Annotated in this window: 20 protein-coding genes and 1 tRNA gene; 7 read left to right on the top strand and 14 right to left on the bottom strand. The window is 51.1% G+C overall.

The annotated features are described in order from the left end of the window. Positions 1-313: 313 nt before the first annotated feature. The 3 genes from BI292_RS15035 to BI292_RS15025 form a co-directional block, all read right to left on the bottom strand. On the bottom strand, positions 314-685 hold the full coding sequence (locus BI292_RS15035) for a YMGG-like glycine zipper-containing protein (protein ID WP_101208317.1): 372 nt from the start codon (positions 683-685) through the stop codon (positions 314-316). Between the two features lie 329 nt (positions 686-1,014). Beyond that, complete coding sequence (locus BI292_RS15030) at positions 1,015-1,203, bottom strand: hypothetical protein (RefSeq protein WP_101208316.1); 189 nt, start codon at positions 1,201-1,203, stop codon at positions 1,015-1,017. A gap of 241 nt (positions 1,204-1,444) precedes the next feature. After that, positions 1,445-1,765, bottom strand: a complete 321-nt coding sequence (locus BI292_RS15025) for a YbjQ family protein (RefSeq protein WP_101208315.1) — start codon at positions 1,763-1,765, stop codon at positions 1,445-1,447. Between the two features lie 317 nt (positions 1,766-2,082). Here BI292_RS15025 and BI292_RS15020 point away from each other — a divergent pair, with 317 nt between their 5' ends. From BI292_RS15020 to BI292_RS15010, 3 genes are all read left to right on the top strand, one after another. After that, a complete protein-coding gene (locus BI292_RS15020) occupies positions 2,083-3,615 on the top strand; it encodes a site-specific integrase (protein ID WP_101208314.1) in 1,533 nt (510 codons plus the stop codon). Between the two features lie 214 nt (positions 3,616-3,829). Then, on the top strand, positions 3,830-4,132 hold the full coding sequence (locus BI292_RS15015; RefSeq protein ID WP_101208313.1) for a hypothetical protein: 303 nt from the start codon (positions 3,830-3,832) through the stop codon (positions 4,130-4,132). Between the two features lie 91 nt (positions 4,133-4,223). After that, positions 4,224-5,018: a hypothetical protein gene (locus BI292_RS15010; RefSeq protein ID WP_157831262.1), complete on the top strand. Its 795-nt coding sequence runs from the start codon at positions 4,224-4,226 to the stop codon at positions 5,016-5,018. A 277-nt stretch (positions 5,019-5,295) separates the two neighbouring features. Here BI292_RS15010 and BI292_RS15005 read toward each other — a convergent pair whose 3' ends face one another. The 3 genes from BI292_RS15005 to BI292_RS14995 form a co-directional block, all read right to left on the bottom strand. Then, positions 5,296-5,856 carry a recombinase family protein gene (locus tag BI292_RS15005; RefSeq protein ID WP_101208311.1) on the bottom strand — a complete coding sequence of 187 codons (561 nt, stop codon included), beginning with the start codon at positions 5,854-5,856 and terminating at the stop codon, positions 5,296-5,298. A 132-nt stretch (positions 5,857-5,988) separates the two neighbouring features. Then, complete coding sequence (locus BI292_RS29175) at positions 5,989-6,207, bottom strand: hypothetical protein (RefSeq protein WP_101208310.1); 219 nt, start codon at positions 6,205-6,207, stop codon at positions 5,989-5,991. A 341-nt stretch (positions 6,208-6,548) separates the two neighbouring features. Next, positions 6,549-6,800, bottom strand: a complete 252-nt coding sequence (locus BI292_RS14995; RefSeq protein WP_101208309.1) for a helix-turn-helix domain-containing protein — start codon at positions 6,798-6,800, stop codon at positions 6,549-6,551. A gap of 176 nt (positions 6,801-6,976) precedes the next feature. On the opposite strand from BI292_RS14995, the gene BI292_RS28795 reads away from it, so the two are divergent. Continuing rightward, positions 6,977-7,333 carry a hypothetical protein gene (locus BI292_RS28795; protein ID WP_157831261.1) on the top strand — a complete coding sequence of 119 codons (357 nt, stop codon included), beginning with the start codon at positions 6,977-6,979 and terminating at the stop codon, positions 7,331-7,333. A 64-nt stretch (positions 7,334-7,397) separates the two neighbouring features. Further along, positions 7,398-7,826 carry a hypothetical protein gene (locus BI292_RS28790; RefSeq protein ID WP_157831260.1) on the top strand — a complete coding sequence of 143 codons (429 nt, stop codon included), beginning with the start codon at positions 7,398-7,400 and terminating at the stop codon, positions 7,824-7,826. 619 nt (positions 7,827-8,445) lie between these two features. On the opposite strand, the gene BI292_RS14990 is transcribed toward BI292_RS28790, so the two are convergent. The 8 genes from BI292_RS14990 to BI292_RS14960 all read right to left on the bottom strand — a co-directional run bounded on the left by BI292_RS14990 (position 8,446) and on the right by BI292_RS14960 (position 13,863). Next, positions 8,446-9,306: a helix-turn-helix domain-containing protein gene (locus BI292_RS14990; protein ID WP_101208308.1), complete on the bottom strand. Its 861-nt coding sequence runs from the start codon at positions 9,304-9,306 to the stop codon at positions 8,446-8,448. A 413-nt stretch (positions 9,307-9,719) separates the two neighbouring features. Next, positions 9,720-10,196, bottom strand: coding sequence for a hypothetical protein (locus BI292_RS14985; RefSeq protein WP_101208307.1), 477 nt, complete (start codon positions 10,194-10,196; stop codon positions 9,720-9,722). After that, positions 10,189-10,422, bottom strand: coding sequence for a hypothetical protein (locus BI292_RS14980; protein WP_101208306.1), 234 nt, complete (start codon positions 10,420-10,422; stop codon positions 10,189-10,191). Before BI292_RS14980 ends, BI292_RS14985 begins: the two co-directional genes overlap by 8 nt. Then, positions 10,419-10,622, bottom strand: coding sequence for a hypothetical protein (locus tag BI292_RS14975; RefSeq protein WP_101208305.1), 204 nt, complete (start codon positions 10,620-10,622; stop codon positions 10,419-10,421). Before BI292_RS14975 ends, BI292_RS14980 begins: the two co-directional genes overlap by 4 nt. Before the next feature lie 160 nt (positions 10,623-10,782). Further along, positions 10,783-11,193, bottom strand: a complete 411-nt coding sequence (locus BI292_RS28785; RefSeq protein ID WP_157831259.1) for a hypothetical protein — start codon at positions 11,191-11,193, stop codon at positions 10,783-10,785. A 1,171-nt stretch (positions 11,194-12,364) separates the two neighbouring features. Then, the gene (locus BI292_RS14970) at positions 12,365-12,736 is read right to left on the bottom strand and encodes a Rap1a/Tai family immunity protein (protein ID WP_101208304.1); all 372 of its coding nucleotides are present in this window, start codon (positions 12,734-12,736) and stop codon (positions 12,365-12,367) included. A 67-nt stretch (positions 12,737-12,803) separates the two neighbouring features. After that, complete coding sequence (locus BI292_RS14965) at positions 12,804-13,517, bottom strand: hypothetical protein (protein ID WP_101208303.1); 714 nt, start codon at positions 13,515-13,517, stop codon at positions 12,804-12,806. A 256-nt stretch (positions 13,518-13,773) separates the two neighbouring features. Beyond that, positions 13,774-13,863, bottom strand: a tRNA-Ser gene (locus BI292_RS14960). 308 nt (positions 13,864-14,171) lie between these two features. Between BI292_RS14960 and BI292_RS14955 the strand changes: the two genes are divergently transcribed. Beyond that, positions 14,172-14,861 (top strand): crotonase/enoyl-CoA hydratase family protein, encoded by a 690-nt coding sequence (locus tag BI292_RS14955; protein WP_101208302.1) that lies wholly within the window; start codon positions 14,172-14,174, stop codon positions 14,859-14,861. Between the two features lie 213 nt (positions 14,862-15,074). After that, positions 15,075-15,797 carry a 1-acylglycerol-3-phosphate O-acyltransferase gene (locus tag BI292_RS14950; RefSeq protein ID WP_092271032.1) on the top strand — a complete coding sequence of 241 codons (723 nt, stop codon included), beginning with the start codon at positions 15,075-15,077 and terminating at the stop codon, positions 15,795-15,797. The last annotated feature ends 22 nt before the right edge of the window (positions 15,798-15,819 follow it).

Genomic DNA, 15,819 nt, shown 5'->3' with positions numbered 1-15,819 from the left:
GTGCTGCCGCCCATTTGCTGGCCGACCACATTACCCAGCGCCCCGCCGAGACCGCCGCCGACCGCTGCAGTGCCATCTCCGGCCGCCATGGCGCCCTGAGCGACCAACACACCTAAAAACAACGTGGACAATGTCAAACGCATGATATGAACCTCAGATTTTCCGCATCAGGGCTCGCAAGTGCATCAGCCCGCCCACACGGTACTCGCTAACGAAGAGGGTGTTGCAAGAGATTGGAGGCGGATTCGAATAAAACGTTCAGAAACGCAAAAGCCCGGCAGCGAACCGGGCTTTTGCTCTGACCTGCAAAAAATCAGTGGCGCTTGTGACCCTTCGACAAATTGGTCCCGACTGCGCCACCCGCCGCACCACCCAGGCCTGCGCCGATGGTTGCGCCGTTCTTGCCGCCCAAGCTGTTGCCGATGACCGAGCCGCCAGCCGCGCCGACGCCACCGCCGATCGCCGCTTTAGTGCGGCTGCGTTTTGGCGCGGCAATCGCGCTACCTGCCGCACCCGCGACACCCGCACCAATCACTGCGCCGGTGCTGCCGCCCATTTTCTGACCGACCACATTACCCAGCGCGCCACCCAGGCCACCACCGAGCGCGGCAGTGCCTTCGCCCGCAGCCATTGCACCTTGAGCAACCATAAGCCCGAGAACCAGAGCAGGCAGTGTTAAACGCATGTCGAAAACCTCAAAAAATGGGGGAAACAAGAAGTCGCTGATGGAATGTCTTAGCGATGCCATCGTCCAGACACAAATCCCGCGCAACCGCCGCAATCAGCGACGGTTGGACAGCGTTTACGGGAAAGGTTTTATGACAGGCAAAAAAAAGCCCGCTGGGGAACGGGCTGGAGTACTGCTTTCTAACGGATGAGCTGAGACTACGTAAGTCCTTGTGAAAACTTTGTGAAAGAAAAATCGCAAGAACGTCAAGTGGCTGTAAGGCCTTTCCTCGATACGGTCCGCGCACAAAAAACCCCGCTCGATGGCGGGGTTGGCGTTTGTAACGGTTACTTCCTGGAGGACACTGCCATTTTCGGCAGGAACTTCGACTTCAAGCCTCGCGTAGCCTTCGATTTGATCTTGCCGGTCTTGAGCTGATCCTCGCCGAAACTGGCCACGTACTCCGTCTGGCCACACTGCACGCAATTGTTGATTGGAAACTCAGCCCCGTCGTCTTCGATATACGGATCAGCCATTTTTCTGCCCCTTTCGCAAAACGGGGTCGACACCGGCAAGCCCTGACTGCCTGAAAAATATCGACCTCCAAGGCTTTTGAGACTAGCCGGTCATTACTGGACTTGCGGTTCAGATTAGCCAAGCGCCGACGAATGGGAGAAGTTTATCCAACCCGCACTCTCAGGAGTTCCAGCGAGCCCAGGTGGCTCAGGCAGCTCTCGACAACGACCCGTATGCGCAACGTACGGCCAGTCGAAAACCTCACCCCAGTTTTACGGCCGTCCCGGTCACGAACACCACGACCATTCCGCCCTTGCCCGCCGGCATGCTGATCTCGAAATCCATGCCGACCACCGCATCCGCCTGCAACGCTCGCGCCCGCTCCTTGATCTCGTCCGTCGCCTGCACGCGCGCCTCCATCAACGCCCGTTCCAGCGTTTGCGACCGCCCGCCGAAAAAATCGCGCATCCCGGCGAACATATCGCGAATCACGTTCACGCCCTGCACCGACTCGGCGCTGACGATATCCAGGTAAGCGGTGATCTGCCGACCTTCGACGGTGTGAGTAGTCGTGGTGATCATGGGATTTCCTTATGGATGGATTTTCGCTTCGAGGCAAACCGGGCAAGATTACCGGATCATTGGCGCATTTGCTGGCCGCAGGATGCAAGTTAGCGTGCCCTCCTCGATCTGAAAAGCCATACGCCAGAAACCACAAAACCCCTGACTTCTTTCGAAATCAGGGGTTCTGGTTACAACGAATTTGGCGGTGAAGGAGAGATTCGAATTTAACACCCATTTCGATCAATAACCGCCGGACTACGGGGCTTTAATCGTGCGAAGTAGTACAATTGAGTAGTACAATCAGCTTGAACACTCCCCCACTTCACGGCATTACAATGGCAGACAACCTGATACAAAAGAAAGGTGAATCCACTTGGTATGTGCGACTGGCAGTGCCTGTGGATGTTCAGAAAACCATTGGTTGTAAGGTACTGATTCAGTCATTGAAGACGGGACTACGCAAGCAAGCAATGGATGCGCGCCTACCCTACCTCACCAAGTGGAAGGCGGAATTTGCAGCAGCCAGAACGGAGGCACAGATTCGCAAAGAGAATTGGCGCCCTGAGCTCGCAGAATGGGGTGTGGAACTCGACAATCATATTGGTGCACGCTTTATGGCTGTTGCGAGGAATCCGTCCAAGAAAATTAACGAGCTTACGCCGGAAGAAAATGCAGCTGGCAGGGAGAGAACTCTTGTTGAACTTTACGCTTCGGCAAAACGGTTGGAAGCTCTCGGGGTACCGGGCGTCGTCGCCCTGCTCGAACGTAGTCGTGCACAAATGCCTCCTAGTGCCATAGAGCGCGTGCAACACTCTGCGGATGTCATGCGAGAACTCATGACACTGACGACCGCATCACACTATGACCTGAGCCCAACTGAGACAACTGAAGCGAAGGCGATAGCGCTAGACCCAACCGTCCACAAGCCAAAGTCACCCATCACCCCCGCTCGGTTGAAAACCTATCGAGAATTCAGGGAAAGCCGAGGCGGCGCCCCGAAACACGTCGATCAGCAGGTGGGCAAGATGGAGCGGCTGTCAGCTTTCCTCAAAAACGAAGGACACCCCCTCAACTTCGACACTGTGGATAACTGGCTCAAGTCATTGAATCGTGCACCGAACACCCTGTCTCAATACCTCATGGCTGGCACTGCGTTCTGGAAGTGGGCGATAAAGTATGACGCGGCTTGGCGTGAAGAATACAAGGACAAGGTAAACCCGTTCGTAGGACACGAACTGCCACAGGGAGGAGGCTCTGAGATAGCAGGCAAAGACAGGGAAATCTATACGCGTGCCGATACCCTCAAGCTGCATCAAGCCGCGCTTGATAACGGGGATAAACCGCTAGCAGACCTCATCGCATTGGGCTGGTACACCGGGGCCAGGATCGAAGAGTTATGTCGACTGAACAAAGACAGCGTGATCACTGTTGATGGCATCCGGTGCTTCGACTTTCCGAAGAGCAAGAGCAAGGCGAGCAAGCGTGTAGTGCCGATTCATCCGAGGCTGTTGCTTACCATTGATCGACTGAGTAAGGACAGCACCGATACCTTCCTCATCCCCACCAGCTCACACGATCACTACGGCAAACGCTCACACGCAATATCCAAGGCGTTTGGCAGATTGCGTACAGCAGCAGGCTTCAGCAGGCTCTATGTCTTCCACAGTTTCCGTCATACCGTAATCACTGAATTGGTCAGGGCAGACGTGCCTGATGCCTTGGCAAAAGAGCTGGTTGGACATGAAACGGGCTCTGTCACCCACGACGTATATTCGAAAGGTGCGAGCGCGGGACAGAAGCTGGCAGCAATCTCCAAACTCCCTTCCTTGAAAACAGAGTTGCCAATTGACGACACAACCGTATGTTGATGTGATGAAAATCCGTGGATGTTCAGCTAGCCGGTTTAACTGGGTAAGATTCTGTAGAAAGCCACCCGCCGCTATTTTCTACAAATCCGGTAGCGTTGGCACGCATGGCGATACCGGACTATGACTGATCGACTTCGCCATCCATCGTAGAAAAATTGAATATTGCTATTCGCACATATACTGTACATGCATACAGTTTTTTGGTGTGCGTGTGATGGAAGACGATTTGATAGACGACAGCGGGTTTGAGTTGGGCATGCCCTCCCACGTGGAAATGCTCAAACACTACTGCTGGGTACTGGAAGCTGAGCTAGACACGACACGGCGTGACCTCCGGCGAGCCCACCAAACCATCGGCGGTATGATCGTCATGCACCGGGACCTAGCCAAGGAGCTTTCCGTTCTCAAGGCTGACTATCAGCGTGTCAGCCAGCGCCTAAGCCAGTTCTATGACGCTAACCGGGCTCAGGAGGTGGCGAAGATGAGCTACGCCTACGGTGATTACGCCAAGAGGTGAAACGCTGGGGCCAGCTACAATGTGTGACGTGACGGCATGGTGCCCCACCGAGGCTGTAAGCTCTGATGATCTCACCAAGGCAGGGACGAACATGGGCATTTACGACGTAGACGATTATCTGGACAGAGCTAAAGTGTTCATTGCAGCCGGAGACGAGAATTCATTACGCCACGCATGCCTTGAGCTTCGTCTTTGCGTCGAACGTATCGTCTATACGAAGCTCGGCCAGATTGGTGACAAGCTCCCACCCTCTATATTCCGTAAGTGGCAAGCACCTCAAGCGGTGAAGATGCTGCTCAGCTTTGAGCCAAAAGCAGACCAAGACTTAGCCATGGAGCTAAAGGCAGGAGACGGTATTCCGTTTCATATCGGCGAATACAAAATGTTCTCGTCTCGTTGGCTCAGCACGAACTACAACAGACTGGGCAACTTCCTGCATGCAACCGCCCTTGTTGATGCAGACAAACCATCAAAGCTAACTCCTGCCAACGTTCAAATCATTTTTGACGAAATCGAGCGTGTTGCGTCTTCCAACATGCTGATGTCGATGAACACCATCGATACATTCCCCTGCGATGTGTGCGGATCAGACATGTACGCCAGCAAATCGCAGATTGAGGCAAATGCAACGGTCGAATGCCCCAAGCAGTCATGTGGGAACAAGCACCTCGTCAGGTACAAAGACGAAGACAACTACACCATTGAACCGTCAAACATGGACATCGTTGCTTGCATGAAATGCGGTAGCCCTATGGCGTTGAATCACTTGGAACAAAACGACAGGAAAGCATGCTGGAACTGTAACCAGTTGCACCACTTCGACTGGTGTTACGGCATGGTTCCACCGGAGGAAGATGCAACAACGGCAACAGAGCCCGAGGCTTGAGGTGAGTTCCAGACTCCTATTTTTCGCCGAAAATTTCGACCACTCTCGTGTGTGTTTAAGGTGTGTGGCTGGAAATATAAACTAAGACCCGGACCGACCTTACAGGTATCAAGCCGGACAGCTCGGGGCGCTCTCCAAGTCACCAAAATCGCCAAATATCCCTGCACCCTAGGCCGCTCTCTGAGCCCGATTCAGACCAGCAATCGACTCTGATTCATCTGGACACAAAGACGACAAATCCCGCTCAAGGCGGGCTCATGCGTCACTACAAACCTACTCAAACCTTATTCCAATGCCGCTTGATCGTTGGCAAGCTCACCTTGAGTTCTGCTGCTGCCTGAGCCTGTGTTAGCCCTTTAGCTTTGAGCTTCTGTACTGCTTCAGTGGTGTCTGTAGCCACTGGACGACCGCCCTTCTTGGTAGATCGTGCAAGACCTTCCTTGGTGCGCTCCTTGATGCGATCACGCTCAAAGGCTGCGACTGCTGCTAACACTGTTAGCTGTAGCTTGCCGGCTGCGCTGGTGAGGTCTACGCCATCAAGGTCAAGGCTGCGGACATGGATACCATCAGTGGCCAGCTTAGAGACTGTGGCGAGCACGTCTTGCACATCACGCCCTAGACGATCCAGCTTCAACACTACAAGGGTATCTCCTGCTTCCATGCGTTCCGCCATCTTGCTGAACTGGAGACGCTGTAGGGCTGGCACGCCGCCACTGATTTGCTCAGAGAACCAGCGTGCAGGTTTGATATCGAAGCCTTTGGAGGTGAGTGCCACCAACTGGTTGTCGGTGTTCTGTTCCGTGGTACTGACACGACCGTATCCGAATAGACGACTCATTTACTCACCCTCCTAGGTATCAACAATGGAGGGATCATATTGCATTGGTATCAACAACCTGTAAACCCATATTTTATGATACCGGTTTAGGTGTGGGATATCCGGTATCGTTTAACGGTCGTTTGTTGATCCCTACGACTGCCGAAGCTGAGTAATTGCATCGGTGAGGGCTTGGGCGTTCGTGTCTAAGGTTTCAATTGCAGACACTGTGTTGTCGTGTGTATGCGGCGAGCCACTGGCTTTAGCCCATAGGGCCACTTCCTCAATAGCTGCCGCTAGGGCGTGTTGGTTGTGTAGTAGGAGTGTCAGTGCGTCCGCTGTGGCGATGTGGGCATCTGTGTTGTCTGGCATTTCTTCATCCTTGAGCGTTGAGCTGAGGGGCTTCAAGGCTCTTGCTCCAAATGTGACGGAGGAGCGCAGGCCGCGACGATTTGCTTACGTTTTTTCGAGGAACTTCTACTAATTTGGGTTGTGAAGGCGAGAGTGTAGTGCGCTTAGCCTAAAGGTGCTTCAAGCCCAGGTTTAATCAGTGTCACAGCTTGAACGCTACAAAAAAGCCGACGCACAGCCCCTGTTATTCACCCTGTTACTAGCTCTGTTCATACGCCTGATAGTAATCGTTTCTGATAGCTGACGGTCGAGGGATTAGCTTGAAGATGCAGTAGAAGAGCAGTGGTCAGCAAAGGACCGAATTAGCTAGAAACCGCGATAGCGTTCTCTAGCTCCTGTACAAATTCGCAGAGACTAATCCCAAGCACCTTGCACAGGTCTCGGAGCTGAATAATATCCAGCCGACGTGTTCCACTTTCTACGTCACTCATAAACGATTGAGGGCGGCTCAACGCCTTTGAGCACTCTGCCTGTGTCAAATTGGCTGCATTCCTGTACTTCTTCAAAAGTGACAGCATTACAACGTGTTCGGGTTTATAGATCGTTTTTGGCATGGGGGGGGCCGTTTCGCAAGATTCAGCCCAGCACGCTATATCTGGTTTTCAGATATCTGAAATTCAGATATTCTACCTATTCTTCCTCCTCCCAATATGGGACGAAGAAGTCATGGGTGACCCTCCTGAACTCATCTGGACGACTACAGGCAATGAATAACCGGAATGAAATCGTTATGCACACTTTAACCACGTCGGCTGCAACTCTGATCTTGAGCATTCTGTGTAGCTCAGGGCTACAGGCAGCTAACAAGGTGTCATCAGTGCAAGGTGCTAAAGAGCTTTACGCTCTCAAACTTGAGCTTTGTACAGCAGATTTGAGTTTCTGCCAGGAATTTCCAGTAACCGAAAAAACAAATAGAATTTTCATGCATGACATAATTTCTTGTACTCATACAGGGAAAGGATTGGCACTAATTAAGGCCAATGAAAGCTCTAAAGAAAACGAACTTACTTATAAGGTTACTTGCTCAGGCAAGAGCTATGGTGCCCCGATAATTAACACCTATATACCTTCCAAAGATTTCATGTAGGAACGCAGCTTGCCTCAAGCAATATCACTTAAATCTGCATTTCACCGAAAACAAGGAAGAACTCATGCGACTAATGATTGCCGTTACTGCGATTGCGATTGCGACTTTGAACGGCTGCGCATCACCTTATTCAGCCGGAAATGTTTTACCTGTACCTGCAAATCGATTGCTTGCCTACCAATCAGACGACAAGGGGCGCGATGCCAGCGTCACCGTTATCAGGGAGGGAGACGTGAATGGTGCAGGGTGTCTATTCGCTATTTCTATCGATGGCAAGCTTGTAGCTCTATTGGGCGGAGAGGAGAAAGCTCGTTTTTATTTGAAGCCGGGTAGAAGGTTAATTGGTGTCGGGCCAGACCCTGCAGCAAATGGAAGGTGTGGCGGCTCCAGTTCCTTCAGGCGTGAGGTGGCTACATGGGTACAGGCTGGTGAACAACAAACCTTCAGGATCGTATTTCAGCCCATGCTAGACATACGTCCGTCATCGTACTGATTTGAAATGACGCGATTTCTTCCTAATTTCAATCGAATTGCTAACGTGAGAAATGGAATCAGGAAGAAAGTGAAACGTGTTCTTAACCGAGAATGGTTGAAGACTCAGGTATAATCAGGGTTGTGGAGCATTACCGCAAAAACACCAGACTGTTGTGACTGCTTGTCACTCCTGATTTTAGTCTGATAACTATCCCGTTTCCCTGATGATTGTTAAAACTTATTTCTGTGTGCTCTCACACAGGAGATTGCTGACATGTTCTGATTGTCAATCAGAAGTAGACTCTAGAGATGCGTGAATCTCCAATACAATCAGTGTGCGCAAGTGAGCCGATAGGCGAATGCTTTTAAAGAGGTGGATAACGAAGTCCACCCGCTGTTGATCTTCTTTTGAGTTTACTCGGAATATATTCTCTGTCGTTACGACAGGATTGTTGTCCTTCAAGATCATGCTTTTTGTTTTGAGGGGTTTTATCCCCTCTCTTCTTTCTTGTCTCACTAACACTTTGCCTCCGGTAACTACCGGAGAATATTCTATTCAAAGCTTACGCTTTAACAGTCGTTCGCTTCGCTCTCTTATACATGCGGCCGAATTAGTCCCCCCCCACCAGTAACGTTGCTCACGCTGCGTTCAACTCGCCTTGTACAATATGCATCTCATCACGCCATTTTCTGATCGTCTTCGGCGATACGCCGGTGGCTCGCTCAATAGCCTTAACCGCCATACCTTGTATCAGCATTCTCATCACCTCAGCTTTCTTTAAGTGCTGTTGACGGGCCGGGAACGCTATGACGCATGATTCATGAGGATGCATTGGATACTCTGCTTCGTACTCTTTCGCCGTCTTGTACTCGGTCAGGGTACGTAAGTCATGGTGCAGCTTGACCAGTTCTTCGGCACTTGGCTTGCTCAGATCGTCCCCGTCCTTCCACTCACAAATTTTTGGCTCAGGCTCGATGCCAACCATCTCATTGATCAGGGATCGTGGACGACTTTCCATCATGCTAGGGATGATCAACTGAACCGCTTTGAAATAGCGCCGGGCGTGCCTGTCTTCTAGTTGCAGCAAATCTTCAACGGTTTCGTTGGTGATGAAGGGCTGGCTTTCCAGAATCATGGCAAGATTGCGTACAGACAATGGCATGGATTTCCCACCCTTTTTGATTGGACGATCATGCCAGTCCAGTCGCGCAGCTCCTTCGATAATGCTTGCTGCAAACACTGGATAGCGCCCCCAGTAAGTTGTGCAGCCGATGAACCCATAAAAGGGATTCTCAATCATCTTGGGCTTTGGTCCGCGTGTGCTCTTCGGCTTTCGAGGAAGCTTGGTTTTGGTCTTCGGTGCATTGTCTGCCAGCCACTGATCGGCGTTAGCGGCGAAGCGTGCGTTCAATGCTTCCAATCGTGCTGATGAGAGCAGTTCGGAAAAGGGGGGGGACTTACTGGTGGCAGGCGAATTAGTGGCGAGCGGGTACGACATGGGAAGGTTCTCCTTAGCTAGTTCAGTTCATTAGGCAATTCCTCTCGGTAGCTGCCGGATGTTGTGGGTAAATCACAGGCACGTAAAACTCCGCATGATGCCTAAGCCGGGATCGACTCATGATCACATCGAGGTGTTGGGTGTTCTGATTGAGCGGAGACTTATACAGGAATACACACCACTCGTCAAGAAAGGCTTGACAAGCCGACTTATCTAAAGATTTTTCCTTAGGAAGGTCATAGATGAGCGGAAAATGGACTTACGGTGAGCCGTAGCGGTAAATCCCAACAAACAAAAAGCCCCGCACAGACTGGGTAATCTGCCGGGGCCATGACAGGTAGGGATGCATTGGGAATGTGCTCAGAACGCGTTATGGGAGCTTCTGACTGGTGTCGCCAGAGTCTATCACTGGGTCACTCGGGTACGATCAACTCGCCGAATGTAGCGGCAACTTCTGATTGAATCTCAGCCAAAACTTTCGCTTGTTTGTCAGCAGCCTTCTTGGCCTCTTGCCGCTCACGGGTTTGCAAAAGTTGGCTCGTGAGTTTCGCACGGTATTCTTCACGTGAACGCTCCAAGTCAGCGACGTAATCAAGCTTAACTTGATGATCAAGCGCTTGGCGTTCACTGATCTTAATGGAATCAGGCTTCTCCATTCGGCAGCTATAGCTACCAGAACGAGTTAGTACCGGGTACTTGAGACATAGTGTATAACCTTTAGTATGGTGGTCGATAACATTGCTCAGAAACTGAATCGCGATTTCACCACGTACCAAGACTGTGCACTCATCAGTTTGATCATAAACATTATGTCGAGCTTTACAACGAAGCTTTAACACGCTCTCTTCAAATTTTGGAGGTGCGCCTTTAATAGTAATCTTGTCAGTCATTATTTGAGTTCCTTATTTGCTTAATGCGGGCTATCATTATTTGAATGATAGTGGCTTGGTATTGCTCATTGCTGAGCGTCGTGGTGGTTGCAGTCTTTGCACTGGTCTTGGTTCCATCGCTATCAACCTTCTCTGCAGTTTTTACATTTTGCTTTGTTTGTTGTTTAGCGCGTCGTTCAATTGCCCGCGTTAAACCGTGAGTGAAACGATCTAAGCTATTACTCATGGCAAGTCATCCTGAGCTTCGATCAAAGCACTAACGCCATATTCGTTAACCAATCGGTCAAGCTGTGTAGTGACACGACGACATTCGCGATGATCGCTAACGGCAATCGCAGATTGTTGCAAATGGAAGTAGTGCTTTATCTGAGCAACGGCAAGGTGACGTTCCAGCATGGGTGTTGTAATTTCATTAACTGTGTTCATTGTTGTATTCCTTGTTGGAGTTTCATTGAGCTAGGCTGACATATGACTGATCTGGCAAATTCAGCCCTTATATAACGTGGCTTGCGGACGTGTTAAAACGACATGACATAGGGTAGCCGGGGTACACATTACCTCGCTTGAAATCGCACTACAGGAGCTTCTACCGATATCTGCTTAGATACGCCTTTGCTACCAGCGTACCGGTAAAGAATACTTCCGACAGGTCGTGTTGGTTGGCGTTTGGGTTGCTTTCTACCCAGTGACGAATAGTTGACTCACGGTCATTTGGTACAGTTGTTACACGTTCATTGACGTAGCGAGTGGTTACTGGTTTAACTTTACCAGACTTGCCATTGCCAACTTGGTCTGCAATGAAACCAGAACGTGACATCAAGTCACCGATGTCAATGAGTGTGGAATTTTGACGGCGTGACATTGAGAGCAGGTGTTTAAGTGACTTGTCACTGGCGGGAATGTATCTGTGCGTTACGGTGTTAGCTGGTTGCTCAGTTTGATTTGTGACATTGATAACCAAGTTTGAACCACGATGCAGTACGATGTATGTATTCAAGTTTTTATTCCTTATGTGTGGTGATGGCTCCCTCTCTACTGATTGAAAGTATTTAGGATTGAATGGGTGGTTAGATTTTTGCTTTCGTATTACTGGCTTTCTCGTCAACCCGTCTGAGGTTGTTAGTGATAGTGGACAACATCACTTGCAGTGCATGTTGATGAGTTTTATAACCCATACGCTTCATAATGTTTTCAACTTGTTCTACAGCTGCATAATTGAGTTGTATTCGCATCAATTGCACTCCATTGTTTTTACCAGTTGATCGTGGGCATATTGGTTAATCGAAACACCAGCAGCATTAGCAGCATTCTCGATTGCAGCGAAGTGAGTGGTACTAAATGCAATCTTCACAGGAATCATTGGGGTTTTGTTTGCCCTCCATTGGATTCCGCGACAGGTTGATCCACAAGTTAGAGCGTGCGACCGATTGCAGGTGAAAGGTTTGTCGCAAGACGCGCATTGTTTTACTACAGGCATAGAATCGCCTCCATTTAAAGTTGGTTATTAAGAGTTGGGGTATGTGTTGCGTTAGGACAATAAAAAAGCCGTAACCTGTAAGGATTACGACTCAGAGTTCTGCGGAGAAGAAATAACAAGTTACTGACAATACAGAAGGAAGGGCTGAGTGACAGTAATGAGCAGGGAGGGCGCTGCGAACGGCAGTGTTATTTCTCCTCCTTATGTTGACCACTATAACAAACGATTCGCGTTTCTGTCAAGACATAGATCAACTATTTATAGAATAGTCAACCGATTTCTTCATTTATTTTCATCGTTGCCAAGGTTGTCAATAAGGTTCACCCAGTCAATAGGTTGGCCGATTGATGCCTGAGAAGTTAAATGACAGGTTGCAAAGCGCGTCAAGTTTTTGCCTAGGGCTAGCACCTTCGTCATAAACGTCAAACGTGACCAATCCAGTTTCGTGACCAACGATGTTTGCAACGGTAGGGCCGGGTACTCCACTGCGAAGCAGCAGGGTGACGACCATCGACCGCACGCTGTGGAATACTTGGTGTTTGCCGAAACCTTGTATTGTTTTCAGTCTGCCGAATGCCATGCTAAGTGCACAGGACAGGCCGACCGTTTCCAGAAGACCCCACCCCTTCTTCACGAAATGTACTCATAAGAAATTTGGGCGACTAGGGAACTGATTGGAAAAAGGTCTCGGTCACTTGCAGGGGTAAGCACGCTGTAGCGCAATCAGCACAAGGACACCATCATCAAGACTGAGCTTGTCCGGGTTCTCCGTCACATACTTCACAACGATCCTTGCAGCTTGCCCTACCTGTATCGCTGGTTTTGGCATGCACGTCTGGGTCTTGGGAAGGCTTGGGTTGGTCAAGCCTTGCAGAGCGATCACACCGTTGATGACTCCAGTGCAATAGCCTTCACTGTAATCGGGGCCGTTCTTATCATTACCATCTAAGTCTTGAAGCGCAGATTGGCAATGGTGTAGAAGCACGTTCCCGTCTGCCATCACAGCACCACTTGCAAGCACCCCAACCAGTGCAAAAGCTACCGCTATCCCTGCTACCTTCATGATGATTCCCTTGGAGGGTGGTGGCACGATGGTATCGGGGCCATTAAGACAGAATCATTGACTTATATCAGTCCAAAAGCTTTGGCTCTGACTCATGCCCAATCATTGGATTCTCGGCATCTGACTGCAATTGCTCCGCACGAGCCTGCGACTTCCACCCAATATCAATTATCTCTTTGATCCTATCCACGAATGGCTTGGCGCCCTCGCCCAGCTTACCTAGAGCAACACCAGCATCACCCATCAATTCATAGATGCGGCTGATGTCGGACATTTTCTTGTGCAACTCCGACTGCATCTTTTCCAGTCGCTTGAGCATGCGTTGCTTGTGACCATCATCCAATTCAGTGCTGGCACTTACCATTTCACGCAACTCGTTTATCAGTTGCTGAATACGCTTTAGGTCTCCATCCGTAAATTCATACCCAAAGTTTTCAACTAGGGTCACCGCGAAATGCTTTCGAAAACTTTCAAATTTATTCTTCGATAAGGTGGTCGATAAATCTCGATGGACGGCGTTAAGAAATTGCCGAAGGAGCGGGCATACTGTTTGAGCGACGTCATCGACGGCTGGGGTAGGCTGCTGATGCGCAATCATTTGTTGCTCTTCGAGAGTCAGAATAACCGCCGCCGCCTCCATCAAGAGACTGTGATCGTGATCGCTCCATTCTGTATTGAACAGATCGTGATTCGTCTCCTCCAACGCGAAGCGGCATATCTCCGCAGCCCCCTCTGTCGGGTTGTCGCGTGCAGCCTGTAGCATTTCTTGCGGGATATTCATGCGTCGTCCATGCCTATGAGAAATCAAGCAGCACTTTGCCATACCCTACGGGAGTTTAGAACTCTCCACAGGCACGGTTGCGAACTGACTAACGGTAGCCATCGAGGGCATTTGCGACCGGAACGAGGAAAACGGGACAGCGAAGGGATTGGATCGGAGTGACTGAAGGCGGGATGTGATGAGTAGTACAATCGAGTAGTACAAGCGGAAACGAAAAAGCCCCGTAACTAATTGAGTTACAGGGCTTTTCAAAATTTGGCGGTGAAGGAGAGATTCGAACTCTCGATACAATTTCTTGTATACACACTTTCCAGGCGTGCTCCTTAAGCCACTCGGACACTTCACCGTATCTCTTCAAACATGTTCTGTCTGTCGAGGCGCGCTAATGTAGTCGAAAGCTTTTCCGATGGCAAATATTTTTTTCAGAATTTTCATGCGCTTAGCGATTCAGAGCTTCCGGCAGTTTCGTGGCTATGGCAAACCGGCCAATCTCCGGCGCGGCGCTCTCTTCTATATAGACAAGAATGCACGGCCGGCGCGGTCGGCTACCCTTCTGCGACTGGCAAAGCATGACTGGCGAGTCAGTCACGGCGCTTTACCTGGCCGGCGGCGGTGGGTAACGTCTGCCTCAACTTTCATACAAGGAATAGCGTCATGAGTGAGTTGATTTCCTACCACCTCGAAGACGGTATCGCGACCCTGACGTTGGCCAACGGCAAGGTGAATGCCATTTCGCCGGACGTGATTGCGGCGTTCAACGCTGCGCTGGATCAGGCTGTGACTGATCGTGCGGTGGTGATCATTACCGGCACGCCGGGGATTTTGTCCGGTGGTTACGACCTGAAAGTAATGACCGCTGGGCCTAAAGAAGCCGTGGCGCTGGTCACCGCCGGTTCGACGCTGGCTCGTCGTTTGCTCGCGCACCCGTTCCCGGTGATCGTAGCGTGCACCGGGCACGCGGTGGCCAAGGGTGCGTTCCTGTTGTTGTCGGCCGATTACCGCATCGGCGTTGATGGCGCGTTCAGCATTGGCCTGAACGAAGTGCAGATCGGCATGACCATGCACCACGCCGGCATCGAGCTGGCTCGCGATCGCTTGAGCAACGCGGCGTTCCATCGCTCGGTGATCAATGGTGAGATGTTCAACCCGCAGAGCGCGATTGCTGCCGGTTTCCTCGATGTCGTGGTCTCGGCCGAAGAACTGCAAGGTGCAGCGCTGGCGGCGGCGCGTCAGTTGAAGAAGATCAACATGAACGCGCACAAGGCCACCAAGTTGAAAGTGCGCAAGGCGCTGCTGGAGACGCTGGACAACGCGATCATCCAGGATCAGGAACATCTGGGCTGAGCCCAAAGCTGTGACAACGAAAAGCCCGACCGTCGTGTCGGGCTTTTTCTTACGTGCCGCGTCGAAAAGTATGCAAGCGCTCTAGGCTGCGTCTGACATGCAACTCTGAAACATGCGCTTAAACATCGCCTATCTCCTACCTCTATAGCGGCAATTGCCGAAAACAGTGCACATCCGTACACTGCGCCACCTTTTGTCCGGTGGGGCCTGTAAATGCTGTTTGTGTTTCGTATGTTATTGATGGGCCTGCACTTTATTCTCGCTGGTGTGTTGGGCGTGCTGCTTGGGCTGTGCCGACCGTTCAATCCGGACAACAGTCGTTTGTGCGCGCGGCTGTATGCCTGGCCGGCGATGTGCATTTTGCGCCTGCGGGTCAAGGCTGACGTGGGGCCGATGATGGACAAACCTGAAAGCTGCGTAATCATCGCCAATCACCAATCCAACTATGATCTGTTTGTCCTCGGCAACGTGGTGCCGCGCCGCACCGTGTGCATCGGCAAGAAGAGCCTGAAGTGGGTGCCGCTGTTCGGCCAGTTGTTCTGGTTGGCGGGCAACGTGCTGATCGACCGGGGCAACGCGCACAAGGCGCGCCAGTCGATGCTGACCACCACGCACACCTTGCAACACGAAGACACCTCGATTTGGGTCTTCCCGGAAGGCACGCGCAATCTGGGCGAGGATTTGCTGCCGTTCAAAAAAGGCGCGTTCCAGATGGCTATCGCCGCCGGCGTGCCGATCATCCCGGTGTGTGTCAGCAGTTACGTCAAACACATGCGATTAAACCGCTGGCGCAGTGGGAAAATTCTGATTCGCTCGCTGCCGGCAATTCCTACAGCCGGTTTGAGCATGGATGACATGCCGCAGCTGATCGCCCAATGCCGCGAGCAGATGCGCGAGTGCATCGCCTCGATGGATCAGCAGCTGAAAATCGCCTGAGCAGCGATAAAACATCGCTTCA

The organism is Pseudomonas sp. 43NM1, assembly GCF_002836905.1.
In the GTDB taxonomy this organism is placed as follows: Bacteria; Pseudomonadota; Gammaproteobacteria; order Pseudomonadales; family Pseudomonadaceae; genus Aquipseudomonas; species Aquipseudomonas prosekii.
The sequence above is the reverse complement of the archived record's forward strand: the minus strand, read 5'-3'. Positions and strand labels throughout refer to the sequence as shown.